General features: G+C 40.0%; 14 protein-coding genes. 4 read left to right on the top strand and 10 right to left on the bottom strand.

Annotated features, from left to right (window positions below; genetic code table 11):
* Positions 1 to 19 precede the first annotated feature (19 nt).
* Entirely contained in the window at positions 20 to 2,113 is a 2,094-nt protein-coding gene (locus IE199_RS06035) for a M13 family metallopeptidase (RefSeq protein ID WP_189768268.1), read from the bottom strand.
* Positions 2,114 to 2,309: 196 nt separating this feature from the next.
* Entirely contained in the window at positions 2,310 to 3,158 is an 849-nt protein-coding gene (locus IE199_RS06040) for an SDR family oxidoreductase (RefSeq protein ID WP_189768270.1), read from the bottom strand.
* Between the two features lie 98 nt (positions 3,159 to 3,256).
* Between IE199_RS06040 and IE199_RS06045 the strand changes: the two genes are divergently transcribed.
* Entirely contained in the window at positions 3,257 to 4,165 is a 909-nt protein-coding gene (locus IE199_RS06045; RefSeq protein ID WP_189768271.1) for a LysR family transcriptional regulator, read from the top strand.
* 44 nt (positions 4,166 to 4,209) lie between these two features.
* Here IE199_RS06045 and IE199_RS06050 read toward each other — a convergent pair whose 3' ends face one another.
* Together IE199_RS06050 and radA are read right to left on the bottom strand one after the other, a co-directional pair.
* On the bottom strand, positions 4,210 to 4,617 hold the full coding sequence (locus IE199_RS06050; RefSeq protein ID WP_189768273.1) for a hypothetical protein: 408 nt from the start codon (positions 4,615 to 4,617) through the stop codon (positions 4,210 to 4,212).
* Between the two features lie 75 nt (positions 4,618 to 4,692).
* Positions 4,693 to 6,054, bottom strand: a complete 1,362-nt coding sequence (gene radA / locus IE199_RS06055; RefSeq protein ID WP_189768275.1) for a DNA repair protein RadA — start codon at positions 6,052 to 6,054, stop codon at positions 4,693 to 4,695.
* 149 nt (positions 6,055 to 6,203) lie between these two features.
* Here radA and IE199_RS06060 point away from each other — a divergent pair, with 149 nt between their 5' ends.
* On the top strand, positions 6,204 to 8,702 hold the full coding sequence (locus IE199_RS06060; RefSeq protein WP_189768283.1) for a PilZ domain-containing protein: 2,499 nt from the start codon (positions 6,204 to 6,206) through the stop codon (positions 8,700 to 8,702).
* Here IE199_RS06060 and serB read toward each other — a convergent pair.
* Positions 8,694 to 9,746 (bottom strand): phosphoserine phosphatase SerB, encoded by a 1,053-nt coding sequence (gene serB, locus IE199_RS06065; RefSeq protein WP_229854558.1) that lies wholly within the window; start codon positions 9,744 to 9,746, stop codon positions 8,694 to 8,696. The two genes, IE199_RS06060 and serB, sit on opposite strands and share 9 nt — an antisense overlap.
* A 94-nt stretch (positions 9,747 to 9,840) precedes the next feature.
* On the opposite strand from serB, the gene IE199_RS06070 reads away from it, so the two are divergent.
* The gene (locus IE199_RS06070) at positions 9,841 to 10,434 is read left to right on the top strand and encodes a hypothetical protein (protein WP_189768285.1); all 594 of its coding nucleotides are present in this window, start codon (positions 9,841 to 9,843) and stop codon (positions 10,432 to 10,434) included.
* On the opposite strand, the gene IE199_RS06075 is transcribed toward IE199_RS06070, so the two are convergent.
* From IE199_RS06075 to IE199_RS06095, 5 genes are all read right to left on the bottom strand, one after another.
* Positions 10,420 to 11,205 (bottom strand): TatD family hydrolase, encoded by a 786-nt coding sequence (locus IE199_RS06075; protein WP_189768287.1) that lies wholly within the window; start codon positions 11,203 to 11,205, stop codon positions 10,420 to 10,422. The genes IE199_RS06070 and IE199_RS06075 overlap by 15 nt on opposite strands.
* A 19-nt stretch (positions 11,206 to 11,224) precedes the next feature.
* The gene (locus IE199_RS06080) at positions 11,225 to 12,343 is read right to left on the bottom strand and encodes an HDOD domain-containing protein (protein WP_189768289.1); all 1,119 of its coding nucleotides are present in this window, start codon (positions 12,341 to 12,343) and stop codon (positions 11,225 to 11,227) included.
* A 16-nt stretch (positions 12,344 to 12,359) separates the two neighbouring features.
* Positions 12,360 to 14,114 (bottom strand): arginine--tRNA ligase, encoded by a 1,755-nt coding sequence (gene argS, locus IE199_RS06085; RefSeq protein ID WP_189768290.1) that lies wholly within the window; start codon positions 14,112 to 14,114, stop codon positions 12,360 to 12,362.
* Positions 14,115 to 14,296: 182 nt separating this feature from the next.
* Positions 14,297 to 15,883: a peptide chain release factor 3 gene (gene prfC / locus IE199_RS06090; RefSeq protein WP_189768292.1), complete on the bottom strand. Its 1,587-nt coding sequence runs from the start codon at positions 15,881 to 15,883 to the stop codon at positions 14,297 to 14,299.
* Positions 15,884 to 16,139: 256 nt separating this feature from the next.
* Positions 16,140 to 16,787, bottom strand: a complete 648-nt coding sequence (locus IE199_RS06095) for a LexA family protein (RefSeq protein ID WP_000854920.1) — start codon at positions 16,785 to 16,787, stop codon at positions 16,140 to 16,142.
* A 117-nt stretch (positions 16,788 to 16,904) separates the two neighbouring features.
* Here IE199_RS06095 and IE199_RS06100 point away from each other — a divergent pair, with 117 nt between their 5' ends.
* On the top strand, positions 16,905 to 17,156 hold the full coding sequence (locus IE199_RS06100) for a helix-turn-helix domain-containing protein (protein WP_024015942.1): 252 nt from the start codon (positions 16,905 to 16,907) through the stop codon (positions 17,154 to 17,156).
* Positions 17,157 to 17,162: the final 6 nt, after the last annotated feature.

The following is a 17,162-nucleotide window of genomic DNA, read 5'->3' on the forward strand; positions in this document are numbered from 1 at the left end:
TTACCAACAAGATTGGTTATTACCAAATGCGTACACGTTGTTCAGGTGGTAAATACAACTTATCACCTTCTTTCACGTCAAATGCTTTGTACCATGCATCATGGTTACGAGGTGCTAAAGCACGGAAACGACCTGGCGCATGAGTACCGCCACGTAATTGGCTTAACATACTTTGTTCAGTGCGTTTTTCTTTCCAAACCTGTGCCCAAGCTAGGAAGAAACGTTGATCGCCAGTTAAACCGTCAATGATTGGTGCTTCTTTGCCATTTAAGCTTAACTTGTAAGCATGATATGCCATGGCAATACCACCCACGTCACCAATGTTTTCACCAAGACTGTTTCGGCCATTAACAAAGTTATCTGGAATTGGCTCGTATTTGCTATATTGAGCTGCTAATGCATCAGCTTTTGCTTCAAATGCTGAACGATCTTGGTCAGTCCACCAGTTACGTTGAATACCGTTAGCGTCAGACTTAGAACCTTGATCGTCAAAACCATGACCCATTTCATGACCGATAACTGCGCCGATACCGCCGTAGTTCACCGCTGGATCTGCGTTTGGATCAAAAAACGGAGGCTGAAGGATAGCGGCAGGAAATACAATTTCGTTAAACGAACTGTTGTAGTATGCATTAACGCGCTGTGGTGTCATGCCCCAACGGTTACGATCGGTTTTTTCTAGTTCTTTTGACACACTGTCGTCATGGAAAAATTGACGAATATTTTTAATGTTGCCCATTAAGTCATTAGACGAGATTGTAAGGCCTTCGTATGATTGCCAAACATCTGGGTAACCAATTTTTGGTGTAAATGCCGCCAGTTTTGCATGGGCATTCTTTTTGGTTTCTTCACCCATCCAATCTAAGCCATCAATACGCTCACCCAATGCTGTGCGTAGGTTTTCAACCAGATCAGCCATCTTTTCTTTAGATGATTCAGGGAAGTAACGTGCAACATAGATTTTGCCTATTGCAAAACCTAAAGATTGAGTGCCTGACATTTGAGAAACTGCACGCTTCCAACGAGGGCGAGGCTCTTGTTGACCACTTAACTCAGTGCCGTAAAACTTAAAGTTAGCGGCATAAATTTCTTCAGATAATAAGCCAGAGTTGTTGCTGATAGTATGGTAAGTCATATAGTCTTTCCACACACTTAACTCTTCGTTATTGATCAAGTCGATCATTGCTTTTACAGGTTCTGGTTGCGTAACATTCAGTTGTGGTACCTGATATTGAGTTTGCGCAAAATAAACATCCCAGTTAAATCCTGGGTATTCTTTGTTTAGGTTGTCGCGATTAATTTGATTCAGTGTTAAATCACGGTTTCTGCGCTTTTCGCGAGGCCAGTGGCCTTGAGCAATCTTAGTTTCTAACGCTAAAATATTTTTTGCTTTAGTGTCAGCGTCTTCAACGCCAGCAAAGCTTAACATTTCTGCAATATGGGCAACGTAAGCTGTACGAATTTTTTCGAAACGCTCACTTTTTTCTAGGTAATAAGAACGGTCAGGCATACCTAAACCACCAGCACCAACAGACATTTCATATTTGTCTGGGTCTAATCGGTTAAACGACATACCACTGCCAATTGGGCTAGTTGTGCCAGTTAACCAAGATTGACCAAACAATTTAGTCAAATCTTCAACATTTTTTGCTGCTGCAATTGCGTCAAGAGTTGATTGAATTGGTTTAATGCCAAGCTTGTTAATGGTTTCAGTGTCCATGAAACTGTTGTAAAAATCAGCAACCATTTTTTCATCGGCATTTAAATCAGTGCGCGAAGTAACGTCGTCGATAATTTCTTTTACTTGTTTTTCACTACGTTCAGCAAGCGCTGTGAAAGCGCCAAAACGAGTTTTATCGGCTGGCATTTCATAGTTGTCATACCATGTACCACTGGCGTACATAAAGAAGTCGTCACCAGGTTTAATTTCTAAATTACGTGCTGTCAAGTCAACACCAAAGGTGCCTAACTCGGCTTTTCCAGCAGTTGCTGGCGCTGCTTTAGCTGTTTCTACTTGTTGTGGTTGTTGCTGTGCGCTTTGTGTGCTTTTTTCGCTACCGCAGGCGCTTAATAAAATAGAAGCGACTGAAATGGCAATGAGTGACTTTTTCATAGAGTTGTCTCTTATCGTTATTTTGACCCGAACTATATTGGCGTCTGATAACATAAAGTCAACTTTGATCAGACAAGTAACAAAATTGTTACGACAAGTGAAGTAAAACTAAACGAATTGGCCTTTGGTTTAGTCAAACCAAAGGCCTTAGCTCGTCATCAAGGAGGGAGTAAAATAAAAAACAAATTGTTAGATTTTAATTTGTCGCCAGCCACTTTGACAGCGTAGTTGTGTGCTTTAAAGGATGTGCCAATGTTTCTGGCGCAATGTTTTCGCCAACCAGTTCGGTGTATTCGAGTAAATCTACTGCGTCGATAAGTGTATCGTCATTAACTTCATTTGCATAAGCTTTAGCTTCGTCATTACTTAAGTGAACTCGGTTGAGTCCTTTTGTGTGAGCATATTGATTAGCGGCTTCGATTAATGTCAATTTTTGTGGGCCAATTAGGGTTAATCTTCTGTTGTATAAGCTTAAATTAGCATAACTTTGAACAACCGATTGAGCAAAGTCATCCGCACTAAGCCAATGTAGTTTTTGAGTTGCATTACACATGGTAGTAACATTGTCACCGTCAACTAATAAGTTAAGTGTTTCATAAAACCAGCTTGGCATGAAACTGATGTAAGGATAAGGGCTTTCTTTTAGTAAGCGTTCTGCGTCTAGTTTTGCCTTTGTATCTGCTCTAACATTGTTTTCTGGGTAGGCAGTGGCAGTTGAAATCATGCTGATAAGCTTTGTACTTCTGGTGTCTGAGCATTTTAAGATGTTTTGAGTGCCTTCTACATGATTTTTAATATAGCTTTGTGGGCTATTGCCACTCAAATTAATATGAATTGCTTCCGCTCCTTGTAACGCTTTTTTAAGCGACTCTTCATCAAAAATATCTGCTTGAATAAACGCTACATTAACATTGTTAAATAGACATTTAGCTTTTGTCACATCTCTTGTAATTACTTTTACTGAGTAACCTGCAGATAAGAGAGCTTTTACTACAGGTTGTCCTAACATACCTGTTGCGCCAACGACAGCTACATGGTGGATCATTTTCTTTCTCCTTTACATTAATGTCGCTATCGTAAATCATTTTAATTTAATGATAAGTGGGATAAATTGAGCTTCTGTTTATCAAAAATGGGAAGGTTATGGATTTAGAAGCTAGTTTGTGGCTGTTGAATGTTATCCGATGTGGTTCTTTTTCACAGTGTGCAGTGCAGTTAAATGTCCCTGTCAGCACTGTTAGTCGGCGGATTGCGCAACTGGAAAAGCAGCTTAATACACAGCTTTTAATTAGAAACACTAGACACTTACGCTTAACACCAGCTGGTGTAGAGTTTGTCTCACTTGTTAAAGACTTGGAGGTTAACGTTCAGCAAATGCAGCGCTGGAAAGAAAGCCAGTCTGAGGTCTGTGGCTTATTGAAATTAACGGCACCACTGCAGTTTATCGAATGGCCACTGAGTGATTGGTTAATAGAGTTTAAGCTGTTATATCCTAAGGTTAATGTCCAAGTTATTGGCAGTAATGAGTATTTGGATTTTTACGACCAGCATATCGATATCGGTTTTCGCCAAGGTCCACTACCAGACTCAGATATGCTGCAACGTAAATTGTTTAGTTTAGAATATGGATTATTTGCACCAGCGAGTTGGAAAATTAAAAAAAACACTACAGAAGATTTAGCTTGGCTGAAGCAACAGAAAGCGATCAATATTGGCGCAAAAGGCAGGCCTTTTCCATGGTTAATTAAAGAGCAGGGGAAAATCACAAGTTTTCAACCTAAAGCCGAGTTACTGTTGGAGTCGCCAAAACAAGCAATAAAAGCAGCGGTAGCTGGGATTGGTGTTGCGTATACCTCATGTTTTGACGCCAGAGAAGCATTGTTAAACCGTAACATACAAGCTGTTTGTCGTACTTTATGGCCGGGATGGGTTGATTTTTTCATCGTCTACCAAGAGGCGAGTTTGAAATCAAAAAAATTAGCGGCCTTTATTGATTTTATATTGACCAAACAAAAAGATTTAGATTTATTGGAAGGTGTAAAAGCAAGCTAAATACCCGTTATTGTATTTAGCTTGTGCTGACATCATGGCTTTAATTAATCGATACGCTGCCATACTTCATATTCGACGCGCTTGTCGCCATGCCAGCGACTGTTGTGCCAATATTCACCTTTCATTTCATACTTAAACACATAATTACCTCCATTTTCCATGGCAAAAGATGCCATGGTTGGCTGCTCTGAGTATTCGTCGCTTGTGTGTTTGTAGGTGCCAGTGCCGGCTGCCCAAAATTTACCATTTGCCATAGAGACAAAGCTAAAGTGACGTTGAGTGATCACTTTTTGTGAGTTAATGCCTAACGTTTTGTAATCTACTAGTTCATTTTTTTCGTTAACATATTCACCAGAAACTAACTGCCAAGTGCCTACAAAAGGATTATCCTTGGCTTGAGCTTGGCAAAGTGTCGTACTAAGTACCAAAACTAATATCACAAGATATTTCATTCGCTATCCTTAAATTATTATCAAGCCATTAATCTATTGCCAAAACTAGCTGATTTCTAATGGTTTTTAGTTATATCAAATGACGTCTAATGCATCTTTGAGTTTTTTGACACCAATCACTTCCATGCCTTCAATAGTGGTTTTAGGTAAATTAGCGTAAGGCACAATGGCTCGTTTAAAGCCGTGTTTTGCCGCTTCGTTTATTCGTTCTTGTCCACTAGGTACAGGACGAATTTCACCAGATAATCCAATTTCGCCAAAAACGACTAAATCTTGCGGTAATGCTCGGTCTCTAAAACTAGAGACTAAAGCTAATGTTAATGCTAAATCGATACTGGTTTCAGAAACCTTTACACCGCCAACAACATTAATAAACACATCTTGGTCGTTCATTTGCAGACCACCATGGCGATTCAAAATAGCAAGTAACATGGCGAGTCGATTTTGTTCAGCGCCAACGGCGACTCGTCTAGGGTTACCAAGCGCAGAATGATCAACTAAAGCCTGTATTTCTATGAGCAAAGGCCGAGTACCTTCCCATAGCACCATCACGATACTGCCAGGTGTTTGTTCTTCACTACGTGTCAAAAAAATTGCTGACGGGTTAGTGACTTCCTTTAACCCTGTGCCAGTCATGGCAAAGACACCCAGTTCATTTACTGCACCGAAGCGGTTTTTGTTGCCTCTAAGTGTGCGGTAGCGAGAGTCTGTGCTGCCTTCTAACATAATAGAGCAATCGATACAGTGCTCTAATACTTTTGGGCCAGCTAATGAGCCGTCTTTAGTTACGTGGCCAACAAGTAACATAGCAACATGGTTTTGTTTGGCAAAACGTGTCAAAAAAGCAGCGGTTTCACGAACCTGAGATACACTACCCGGTGCCGATTGAATGTCTGCCATATGCATGACCTGAATTGAATCTACTACCATGATCTTGGGCTTTTCACGTTCGGCAATATGGCAAATATTTTCCACGCTAGTCTCTGACAGTAGTTTTAATTTATCCGCTTTTAAGCCTAGTCGTTTAGCGCGCATTGCCACTTGTTGTAATGATTCTTCCCCCGTTATATATAAGGTAGGCATTTGTTCTGACAGTGCACACATGGTTTGTAGCAATAGGGTGGATTTACCTGCTCCAGGTTCTCCACCTATTAAAATGGCACTGCCTGGCACAATTCCGCCGCCCAATACTCGGTCAAATTCTTTGAACCCTGAAGAAAACCTAGGCAAATCAGCAAGATCAATGGTATCTAAAGTTTGGACTTTACTTTCTACTTGACCAGCATAACCTGAATATCGCGAGCTAGTTTTGGGGGCTTTAGCTTGTTTGAATTCAGAAATAGTGTTCCAAGCTTTACATTCGTTACATTGACCTAGCCAACGTGAATATTCTGCGCCACAATCAGTACATACGTAAGCGACTTTATTTTTTGCCATATTGTTTTCTACGTTAAGGTATGGAAATTGCTTTAAAATTTGTTTTATAAACGAGTAAATACTAGTCTATGACAAATAGAGAGATCTCATTATAATGGATTTGTTTAACAAAATTACAACAGCTTTTTTGCATAGAATTAAATAAATAGATGATTAAAGATTTTTCAAAATATCAAGCGATTATCGATGAGTTTCGAGGGATAGTGCTCGCTGATGATTTTGAAGCAAATTTTGCTCAACGCACGGATTCTTTAAATAAAACAGAGCGTTTTCTTCTGAAGATGGAATTAAAACGTTTGGCTACGCCCTGTACTAGACTTGTTGACTTGCGCGGTCATGTCGACGGTGAGTGCCGTGCATTTGAGCATGATGGACGTGTTCATTATCTAGATGACGTAGCAATTAACGTTTATCAAGAAACTGTTGAAGCTTATGGAGCTTATACTTTTGGTGTTTATGAAGCGGTAATGAACACTGAGAATAACTTCAGGGTTATGTATCAAAAAGAAAAAACTGCTTCGTTGCAAGGCCAAGTACCTAAACAAACAACAGCTAAAGTATTCGAAAAAACACAGTATCCTGCAACCATACAAAACTTTGGACCATTTTATAATCGTCGTGATGAGCGGATGAATTTTGCAATTCAGTTGGTTATGGTTTTGTCAGAAAATAATGTGATTGAGGCCGTAAGCTCAGACATAAGTGTGAATGGCTGTAAAATTAGATTAAGTAAACCGATTAATTTAGCGACAAGGCAAGTATTACAAATACGTTTTACAGGCTTTGAAGAAGATTTTCAGTTTAAAAAAGATGAAATTTTTAGCTACGAAGTTCGTAATCAACAAACAGTCGATAATATCCAACTGATAGGTTTACAACGTGTCTATATTAGTGACGAATCCAGAGATGGCTTTAAGCAGTTTTTAAAAGGTTTTATCCAAGGGAATAAGCGTCGTTATAAAATTAATTTAGATAATTCTATCAGTGCGTTGCAAGCTAGGACGTTTGAACAATTTGTTTTACCTAAATCAAGTGAACTGCCTGTATTTTTAGAAGACAATGGTATTGACGCCTTACCAAGGTACGCGCTCACATGTCCTAATAACCAGCGCATTTACCAGTACTGGCGAGATGAAGAAAAGAACTCTACGTTAAACTTTTTAATCACCCCTGAACGCATTTTGCGCCTGAAAAAAGACGTCGCCGACGGACAAAGCTTACTAGTTTTTAGTTTCACTCATCATAGCCAAGGAAAGTCGTACTTCTACACTGCAGACTCCGTTCAACTAGACCATGACAAAGCGTTTGCAAACGAGTTTTTAGGTTTTGCTAGCAATAAACCCAGTTTTGCCATCCATCAGTTACAGCTATTACCGGTTGTTGAATCTAGAGCTGAAACCGTAATGACGCTATCAACTTCATTAACGGTTAAAGATCAACACTTAGCATTGCCAGTGGAAGATGATGTTAAAGCGATTTTATCGCGCTTGAGCAACATTGTTGTGGTCAACAAAATACATACTAATGAATTGGTCGACTTTTACAAGGGACTAGCTTACCAAGACATTAACACGTCAAAGTTGAAACAGTTTGGACATAAAAGGCTTGCTGAACCTTTGGCAATGGATGAAGTAGGGATTAACTTTAATAATCAACGCTCAGAGTCTCGGTTTAAATATAAAACTCAAGCGCAAATTGCTTCAGCTGGTGTAAGTTGGGATGGTGTATCCGAAGATTTCTCAACGTTAGGATTAAAAATAGAATTAAATAAAGCGAGTGTTTTAAACAAAGGCGATATTGTTTATTTATCTTTTCCACAACTGCAAAAAATTACCTCTGCTTTTGAGCTAAAAGATCTACCGTATGAAGTGATGCGGGTAAATAAAGACAAGACGGTGATAAGTTTAAGAGTGCATGTTGAAAAACATAAACACATTGGCCGAGCTTTCTTTAAAGCGTTAATAGAAAAAAATCGCCACAAGTTAACCCCTGATGAATACGCTTTGTTTAGTCCCGGGTTAGCTAAAGCACTACGTAATATTTATAGTCGCAGTTCGACCGCGTTATCAATGATTATTCAAACCAGCGGTAGCCGCTATAAAATTGAGAAAATAACCACAAACGCAGAAAGAACTGAACTTCTTGAACATTGCAAAAGGCTGAGCGACCGAGTTAATACATATAACTTGTACCCCTTGTTGGCCAATCAACAAGCAACTAGTTTTATGCATTCAACCCTGAAAAAGCTTCAGGCTGAAGATGAACCTATTGTTGATATGTTGTATGTTGCAATTGAATTCGGCGATAAACCCGTTGACCAGTCTGTTACTGCCAAGCTCGCTTCTGAGCTGCCAACTGATTTAGTGAAGAAGTTATTTATTCGTAAGGCGCTAAAACGAGGTGACTTTTTCTGCTTCCAAGTTAAGTTATCAAGAACAAAAACGCCAGATATGCATTATTTAAATCCTGAATTAAGCTATATCAGCTCCTATGCCATTCATCGTGGTAAACAGCTGGAGCAAGATATATATAGTGTTGCAGGTATAGTGCAAGTTTTTGATATCACACAAGAAGCATTAACACGCTATCGCATCATGAAAGAGGATGAGTTTTCACCCTCAACCGCAAATCTGAATGCACTAGGCTAACCAGTGCAGTAATAAATCTAAGCCGCTAGTATTAATTGCACTATCGGCTTGTTTTTGTACGATAGGTTTTGCGTGAAATGCAACGCCAAGATGTGCACTATGCATCATGGCTAAGTCATTAGCACCATCTCCCATAGCAACAGTTTGCTGATGTGATATGCCATATTTTTGCGCTAATTCAGTTAGCGTTTGTGCTTTTATTTGCGCATCGACAACGCGCCCAAGCACTTTACCTGTCAACTTGCCATCTATGATTTCTAGTTCATTGGCAACAGCGGCATCCAGATCTAGTAACTGTTTCAGATGATCGGCAAAATAGGTGAAACCACCTGATGCGATTGCAACTTTCCATTGATGTGCTTTTAGTTCTGCTAATAACACTTTTAATCCGGGCATTAAAGGAATATCACTTGCAACTTGTGACAATACCGTCTCAGAAGCTCCATTTAACGTGGCAACACGCTGGTACAGGCTTTCGCTGAAATCCAGCTCGCCCAACATGGCACGTTCTGTTACTTCACTCACTTGTTCACCCACACCCGCTAACGTAGCAATTTCATCAATACATTCAATTTGAATCGTGGTTGAGTCCATGTCCATCACCAAGAGTCCAGGCGTTGTTAGTTTTGGTGCATTGTTAATAAGAGCTGCTTCTAGTTGATGTTGTTGACAATATTCAATCAGTGATTGATTACTCTTTTCGAGGTTTTCTGTAACGGCAGCAAAACGATAGCTGGTGCGTTGATTTCGTTCATTGATTGCACTTAAAGCGATAATTTCCAAATGGCAGATATCGATTATTTGCACCAAATGTTGCAGTGTTAGGTTGTCAAACACAACCAATTCAAGCGAAGATGAAAGTGATGGTACATTTTGTACTTCCGTTTTTTCACCTGCTAATTGGCTCAGCGCCGCATTGAAGACCAAAAAGGAACTTGCGATTTGGCAGTAAGCTGGTAAATGCTGAGTTTTAGACGTAAATACATGTGCTAAAGATAAATCAGCGTTTTTTACTGCCGATAATTTGGTAAAAGTGTCCGTCACGTTAAGGCCTTAATTTGGGTTTGTATTGGTAAATAAAAATGCAAATGAACGAATTTCTCTTTATAGTGATAATACTGATACAAGAGATTGGTTTATGACACAAAATCAAACCCTTTTATACCCTAAATTATCATCTAGTTATAATAAAATATTGCAATTAGCTATAGCCATTGTCTTCTTGTTGGTCACGCTAAATATGTGGGTAGTAAGTTATGTCGATGAAAAACAGCATATAAAACAACAATTAAAAGATGTTGCTACGTCACATACTCAAATGATAGCCAATTCATCTATAAGGCTTTGGGATGAAAAACCAGAGAACTTTCAAGAGTTTATTGATGAAACGGCTTTACTGCCTTGGGTTCAAGACATTTCTGTTTATCAACAAACTGGTCAGTTACGTTATGCTAGCAGCCGGCAGGTGCCGGTAAAAACACTTTACGGATTTGATCAACAATTTGAAGATGTAAGCGGCGAATACACTACGGTTGTGTTACCCATTGAAAAACTCGGTTATGTCCGTGTAACCGCGGTAAATTCCGCGTTTATTGCCAGTTTAACTGACGCAGCAGAACAGCAGCATACAGATTTTCGCATTATGCTTATTTTGGCAGGGATAGTGGGCTTTTTATTGACACGAGGTTTTAACAGATTCAGTCGTCAAAGTTTTCGCCTAGCGAAAAAATAACTGATCAATATTTTGTTCTATCTGTTCGGCGAGCTTTTCCGGTTCGCATTGCAACACGTTTACCAACTGCTGAAAAATAACCTTGATATTGCTTGGTTTGTTGGTGGTACCTTGTTCCCCTGACAATGGCATTGATGGCGCATCTGTTTCTAAAACTAAGGCACCAACTGGGAAGCGTTTAATGGCATTAATCGTCTTCTTTGCTCGTTCGTAGGTAATCGTTCCGCCTATGCCTAATTTGAACCCCATATCTATGTAAGTTTTCCCTTGTTGATAACTACCGGAAAACGCATGAATAATACCGCCACGTTTTACTGGGCTTTGCTTTAATATTTCAATGACTTCGTTATGAGAACGACGGTGATGCACAATAACGGGCTTGTTTAACCGATTAGCTAATTCCAGTTGATAACGAAAAAATTCTTTTTGTTTTTCCATGTTATTTTGTTCGATAGCAATTTTGCCATCGATACCCGTTTCTCCAATGGCAACAATTCTTTCTTGATAATTAAGTGCAGTTTGCTCAAGCGCCATGAGGTGTTGTTCAGTAAGTTCATTTAAATACCAAGGGTGAATGCCTAAACAGGGAAAGAGTAGAACATTACTAGGTACTTTTGATGTTATCTCTAAAACCGGTTGCCAATTGTCAGGGTTAACAGCTGGCACAATGATACGCTCAATTGCAAGCTCAAAACAATCTGCTAGCTCTGGTTTTAGCTGTTGAGCTAGTTCAGGAAAATCAAGATGACAATGGCTATCGGTAAATTTCATCGGCTAGCTTTTCTTTGGCCTATTGTTTAAATCTTAGTGCTTTTTCTTGTAACTGCTCTAATTGATTGGCGAATTGGTAGTGTTCAAGAAATAGCTTATCTAAAGGCTGCTCTTTTAATATGGCATTTGCCAAGTACACTGCTTGGGTGATACCAAATGTACCATTTTTAATTTTGTCAGGACGACAATAATTTAACACGGCTTCAATCAGAAAGTAGGGGAAACACCAAGTATGCAAAAGGTAAGCGCCAACTTGAGCGTGATCTGTAGTAAAAATACGTTGCTCTAACAAAATATCTTCAGACTTTCTTGCATTATTTTCAAAGTATTTAAGTGTTAGGCGTTGATCAATTTCAAATAACACTAACTTACCCAAACCATGTAACAAGCCCGCTAACATAGTATCTTGCTTTAAGTGAGCAGGCACAAGACTTGCCGCAAATCGAGCAGTAGCCAGTGCATGAAGCTGCTCATCAACAACTGAAAAATTCGGAATGTCAGGTTGATAAGAAAAAAGCTCCGCAGTCATCACTATACAACACAGAGTATCTAACCCCATTTTTGTGATTGCGTCACTGATACTCGTTAACGGCTTTTCGGGTGTTGCAAAAGTATTGTTACTAAATTGCAGTACCTTAGCTGTTAGTGAGGGATCTTGTGTGATGATCTCTGCAACTTTTTCTGAATCTGCATTTGCTTGTTTAAGCAGTGCATTTAGCTGCATGTATACTTTAGGGGGAGTTGGCAGTGATTTAACTTTTGCCACTGATTTCACTACAACATCTTTAGTGATTAGTTTATGGCTATCTTGCAGCGATAATATGGTATTGATGACGTCAAAGGGCTCAATTGGCTCTTTAAAGTCATAGTGGGTAAGTTGTTTAGTATTACTTTCATCTTGAGAGACGGTAATTCGAATGCACTTAGGAAACTTTAAAGCGATAGCTTTAAGTAAATTTTCTACTGACGTTCGTGTGATATGTTGTGCAATGACAACTATGTCAAACTTATGTTTTTGCATAAGCTTCAGACCCGATATAGGATCTGAAGCTGTTGCTGTTTGACAAAGCTGTTGCTTTAACAGCGAAACAAGAGGAGAAAGTGACTTCTGAGGGCTATCAAACAGCAAAACCTTCATTGAGTATTTGGCTCCGTTACATACGTTCCATTACGTCGATACCCAAAATATCTAAGCCTTGTTTTAATGCTTTAGATACTTGAGCTGATAAGGCTAATCTAGCGTGTTTTGACTGCTCTGAAATACCGTCTTTCAATATTGGGCATGCTTCATAGAAGCTCATAAACAAGCTAGATAATTCATACAAGTAGTTACATAACATGTTAGGTGTGCAATCGTTGATAACCAGATCAATAACATCTTCTAGTTGTAACAATTTCAGTGCCAACGCTTTTTCTTGCTCTGCTTCGATAACAAAGCCTGAAGCTAAATTGGCTTGTTCAACACCTGCTTTGGCAAAAATACTTTGAATACGAGAGTAAGCATATTGTAAGTATGGGGCGGTAGCACCTTCAAAACTCAACATGGTTTTCCAGTTAAATACGTAGTCGCTGGTTCTATTTTTTGATAAATCGGCAAACTTAACTGCACCAATACCAACTTTTTGTGCCACTTCAGTTAGCTTTTCATCTGAGTAATCTGGGTTTTTCTCTTTGATCACGTCTTTTGCACGAACAACAGCTTCATCTAATAATTCAGCAAGCTTAACGGTACCACCAGTACGTGTTTTGAATGGTTTACCGTCGTCGCCCATCATCATGCCGAATGGGCAGTGGTCGTAACCAACGTGTTCAGGTAAAAAGCCTGCTTTACGAGCAACCAGTTCAACTTGTTTAAAGTGAAGTGCTTGTCTAGCATCTGTGAAGATTACTATTCTGTCAGCGGCTAATTTATTACTGCGATAACGACAAGCCGATAAGTCAGTTGTCGAATATAAGTAACCACCACCAGATTTTTGTACGATAAAGACTGAGGGCTCGCCATCTTTGTTAGCCATTTCCTCAATAAAGACGACTTTCGCGCCTTGATCTTCAACTGCAAGACCTTGCTCTGTTAACGCTTCAATGACTTTAGGCAAGTCATCGTTGTAGGCACTTTCACCCATAATGTCATCACGAGTTAGTGTGACATTGAGCTTTTGATAAATTTCTTCACTGTGTGCAATAGAAATATCGATAAATTGTTGCCAAAGTGTCGCACAATCTGCGTCACCACTTTGAAGTTTTACCACGTAGTCACGAGCACGATCGGCAAAACCTTCTTCGTCGTCAAAACGAACTTTAGCTTCACGATAAAATGCTTCTAAGTCAGATAAAGCGGTTTCTGCTACTTCATTAGCTTGTAATTTATCGCTAAGGTGCGCCAGTAACATACCAAATTGTGTACCCCAGTCGCCCATATGGTTTTGACGGATAACTTTATCGCCACGAAACTCAAGCGCTCTTACCACAGCGTCGCCGATGATAGTAGAACGTAAATGGCCAACGTGCATTTCTTTCGCCAAATTAGGTGCTGAATAGTCAACAACAACGGTTTGCACTTTATCTGCTGCTGAGTCGCCACGTTGTGCAACCCCCAACTTTTCATCGATAGCAATTGTTGCAAGTTGTTGTTCTAACCAATGTTGGTCAAGATGAATATTAATAAAGCCTGGACCTGCCAGTTCAATTTTGCTGGCAATTCCGTCTAAGTCTAACTGTTCTACTACTTTAGTTGCTAATTCGCGAGGGTTTGTTTTTAGCTTTTTCGCTGCACCCATAACACCATTTGCTTGGTAATCACCAAATTGTGGCTTGGTCGAGATACTTAAGGCAGGGTTTGTATCTTCGGGTAAGCCCGCCGCTACCATTGCCGCTAATACTTTTTCAGATAACAGTTGTTTAATATTCATTTTTTGTCACTTAATCGTTTATTTCGCAAAATGTTATTTGTTTATTTTGCCGACTTTCGGTTAGCTTGACGCAATTAACCGATAGAAATTTATTTTTTGTTGGCCAGCTAAACTGAAACGGTATGTTGCCGTTTCAGTTTTGTGTGCTTCTTTTCGCTCAAATGCCTGTGTTGAGTTAAAGATTAATGCTCTCTTGTACGGTGGAACTCAATATCAGGGTGCCTTTCTTGCGCTAAGCTCAAGTTAACCATAGTTGGAGCAATGTAAGTTAAGTTGTCACCACCATCAAGTGCAAGGTTGTCGTACGCTTTTTTCTCAAACTGTTCTAACGTTCTCGGGTTATCACAGGTACACCATCTTGCTGTCGCAACGCTGATAGGTTCATAAATTGCGTCGACGTTGTATTCTGTTTTTAAGCGCTGAACAACCACTTCAAATTGCAGCACACCAACGGCACCAACAATCATGTCATTAGAATTAAATGGACGGAATACTTGTACCGCGCCTTCTTCAGACAACTGAATTAACCCTTTTTGTAATTGCTTGGCTTTTAATGGATCTCTTAATCGTATACGACGAAACAGTTCAGGGGCGAAGTTTGGAATACCGGTAAACTTCATGTCTTCACCTGCAGTGAAGGTATCGCCAATTTGAATACTACCGTGGTTATGTAAGCCGATAATATCACCTGCAAAGGCTTCTTCAACGTTAGCTCTATCGCCGGCCATAAAGGTTACAGCATCCGCAATTTTTACGTCTTTACCAATGCGTACTTGGCGCATCTTCATGCCTTTTGAATACTTACCTGACACAATACGCATAAAAGCGATTCTGTCACGATGTTTAGGATCCATATTCGCTTGAATTTTAAAGACAAAGCCTGAGAACTTTTCTTCTGTTGCAGCAACATCACGTACATCAGTGGTGCGAGGTAGTGGTGTAGGTGCCCATTTAGTTAAACCATCCAACATGTGGTCAACGCCAAAGTTACCAAGCGCGGTACCAAAAAATACCGGTGTTAATTCACCTTTTAAAAACGCTTCATGATCAAATTCATGAGAAGCGCCAACAACAAGCTCTAATTCTTCACGAAGATCGTCAGCATAGTTGCCTATTGCAGCGTCCAGTTCAGGGTTATTTAGGCCTTTAATAACACGCTTTTCTTGAATAGTATGGCCTTGGCCTGACTGATACAAGATAGTTTCATCATCTAAAATGTTATAAACACCTTTAAACTCCTTGCCCATGCCAATTGGCCAAGTAATAGGTGCACATTTTATTTTTAATACTTCTTCAACTTCATCCATAACTTCCATTGGATCACGTGTATCACGGTCCATTTTATTCATGAAGGTGATAATTGGTGTATCGCGAAGTCGAGTTACTTCCATCAATTTAATCGTTCTATCCTCAACACCTTTTGCGGTGTCGATAACCATCAAACATGAGTCTACCGCTGTTAAAGTACGGTAAGTATCTTCAGAGAAATCTTCGTGGCCTGGAGTATCAAGAAGATTAACTAAGCAATCACGATAAGGGAATTGCATTACAGACGTTGTGATAGAAATACCACGGTCTTTTTCCATTTCCATCCAGTCAGATTTGGCATGTTGCCCGGATTTTTTACCTTTTACCGTGCCTGCTTTTTGCAGAGCTTGTCCAAATAAAAGAACTTTTTCTGTGATGGTGGTTTTACCGGCGTCAGGGTGAGAGATGATAGCAAAGGTCCTTCGCTTATTGATTTCATTAAGAAAATCTTGGTTTGCCATGTATAAATTCTTTTAGTTTGTACACGGATTTGTACACACTTTTGGAAGTACTCTCTTTTCAGTTCTTCGCTTGTCAAATCCGTCGTGTTAATCGTAATTGGCCGCTATTTTCGCTGATCTTGACTTTATAAACAATCAATGGTTATCTAATCGGTTACCATTTACTCTCAGCGTGCACCAATGCTCAGTTGTAGCTGTTTGCAATCGTTGCTTCTTCAGCTAATGAACAACTGTGGCTAAACCACAAATTCCTTCGCTACCAGAAATCGATGATAGCTTGTCGTACTACACCGATGATGGTGCAGTTGCCGTTGATCGGTATTGCAGGGTATTGCGGGTTCAAAGGTTTTAGATACTTCTGTTCACCATCAATAACCAACTGCTTAAAGGTTGCTTCTTTCGAATCATCCAAACGCGCAACAACCAATGAACCTGAAGAGTAAGGTAACTCAGGATCAACAACGATCACTGCCCCCTCAGGTATGGATTTTTTTCCGCTTGGATTTTCCATACTGTCGCCTTTTACGCGAAGTGCGAAACAACCCTCATGTGCTTTCCCAGTGACTTCACGCCACTCCTCAGCATCTTCATGGGCAAATCCCTCCGCTATTTCAGTCCAATCACCGGCCTGAACCCAGTTAATGAGAGGAATTCTTCCCTTAATATCAGGCCCGACTTCTACATTACCGACCCCCAAGCCAATCTCGCCATCACCTGTGGCGAGCCAATGAGCATTCACGCGAAGCGCCTCCGCGATCTGCATGGTGTAACGAGACCTAGCCGATTTACCAGAGCAAATCTGGCTGATCGACTGCTGTTTGATACCAATGCGACGAGCCAACTCAGACTGAGTTACCCCAGTAAGCTGCAAGGCATGGTTTAGTCGTTCGGATAAAGTTTTCATAAGCCCGCATTCTACAAATAAAACTGTAGTCTTTCAACAATTTTAACTGTTGACTTATCTACAGTTTAAACTGTAACATTCAATCTTGTAACAGTTATTATTGTAACAGGAGACGGTATGGAAGTGTTCAAAACGACACAAAAACATCTCCGCCGTGCCATTGACTTGGTCGGCGGGCAATCAGCATTAGCAAGAGCCATCAACTCAAAACAGCAAAACGTCTGGTTTTGGTTGAATAAATCAGGGCGTGTTCCCGCTGAATTCGTTTTACCCATCGAACAAGCTACGCAAGGACAGGTAACCCGATCTCAGTTAAGACCGGACATCTATCCCGAATGCCCAAGCGAGCTGAAAGCCAGTAACCAGTAGGATTAA

The sequence above is a fragment of the Thalassotalea marina genome, from assembly GCF_014656435.1.
Lineage (GTDB): Bacteria > Pseudomonadota > Gammaproteobacteria > Enterobacterales > Alteromonadaceae > Thalassotalea_C > Thalassotalea_C marina.

Bases quoted from the DNA above. Each gene is read 5' to 3' on its own strand.
- IE199_RS06040 (WP_189768270.1), bottom strand. From the start codon at position 3,158: ATGATCCACCATGTAGCTGTCGTTGGCGCAACAGGTATGTTAGGACAA.
- IE199_RS06070 (WP_189768285.1), top strand. From the start codon at position 9,841: ATGACACAAAATCAAACCCTTTTATACCCTAAATTATCATCTAGTTAT.
- IE199_RS06095 (WP_000854920.1), bottom strand. From the start codon at position 16,787: ATGAAAACTTTATCCGAACGACTAAACCATGCCTTGCAGCTTACTGGG.
- IE199_RS06080 (WP_189768289.1), bottom strand. From the start codon at position 12,343: ATGAAGGTTTTGCTGTTTGATAGCCCTCAGAAGTCACTTTCTCCTCTT.
- IE199_RS06045 (WP_189768271.1), top strand. From the start codon at position 3,257: ATGGATTTAGAAGCTAGTTTGTGGCTGTTGAATGTTATCCGATGTGGT.
- IE199_RS06075 (WP_189768287.1), bottom strand. From the start codon at position 11,205: ATGAAATTTACCGATAGCCATTGTCATCTTGATTTTCCTGAACTAGCT.
- argS (WP_189768290.1), bottom strand. From the start codon at position 14,114: ATGAATATTAAACAACTGTTATCTGAAAAAGTATTAGCGGCAATGGTA.
- IE199_RS06035 (WP_189768268.1), bottom strand. From the start codon at position 2,113: ATGAAAAAGTCACTCATTGCCATTTCAGTCGCTTCTATTTTATTAAGC.
- IE199_RS06100 (WP_024015942.1), top strand. From the start codon at position 16,905: ATGGAAGTGTTCAAAACGACACAAAAACATCTCCGCCGTGCCATTGAC.
- IE199_RS06060 (WP_189768283.1), top strand. From the start codon at position 6,204: ATGATTAAAGATTTTTCAAAATATCAAGCGATTATCGATGAGTTTCGA.
- IE199_RS06050 (WP_189768273.1), bottom strand. From the start codon at position 4,617: ATGAAATATCTTGTGATATTAGTTTTGGTACTTAGTACGACACTTTGC.
- radA (WP_189768275.1), bottom strand. From the start codon at position 6,054: ATGGCAAAAAATAAAGTCGCTTACGTATGTACTGATTGTGGCGCAGAA.
- prfC (WP_189768292.1), bottom strand. From the start codon at position 15,883: ATGGCAAACCAAGATTTTCTTAATGAAATCAATAAGCGAAGGACCTTT.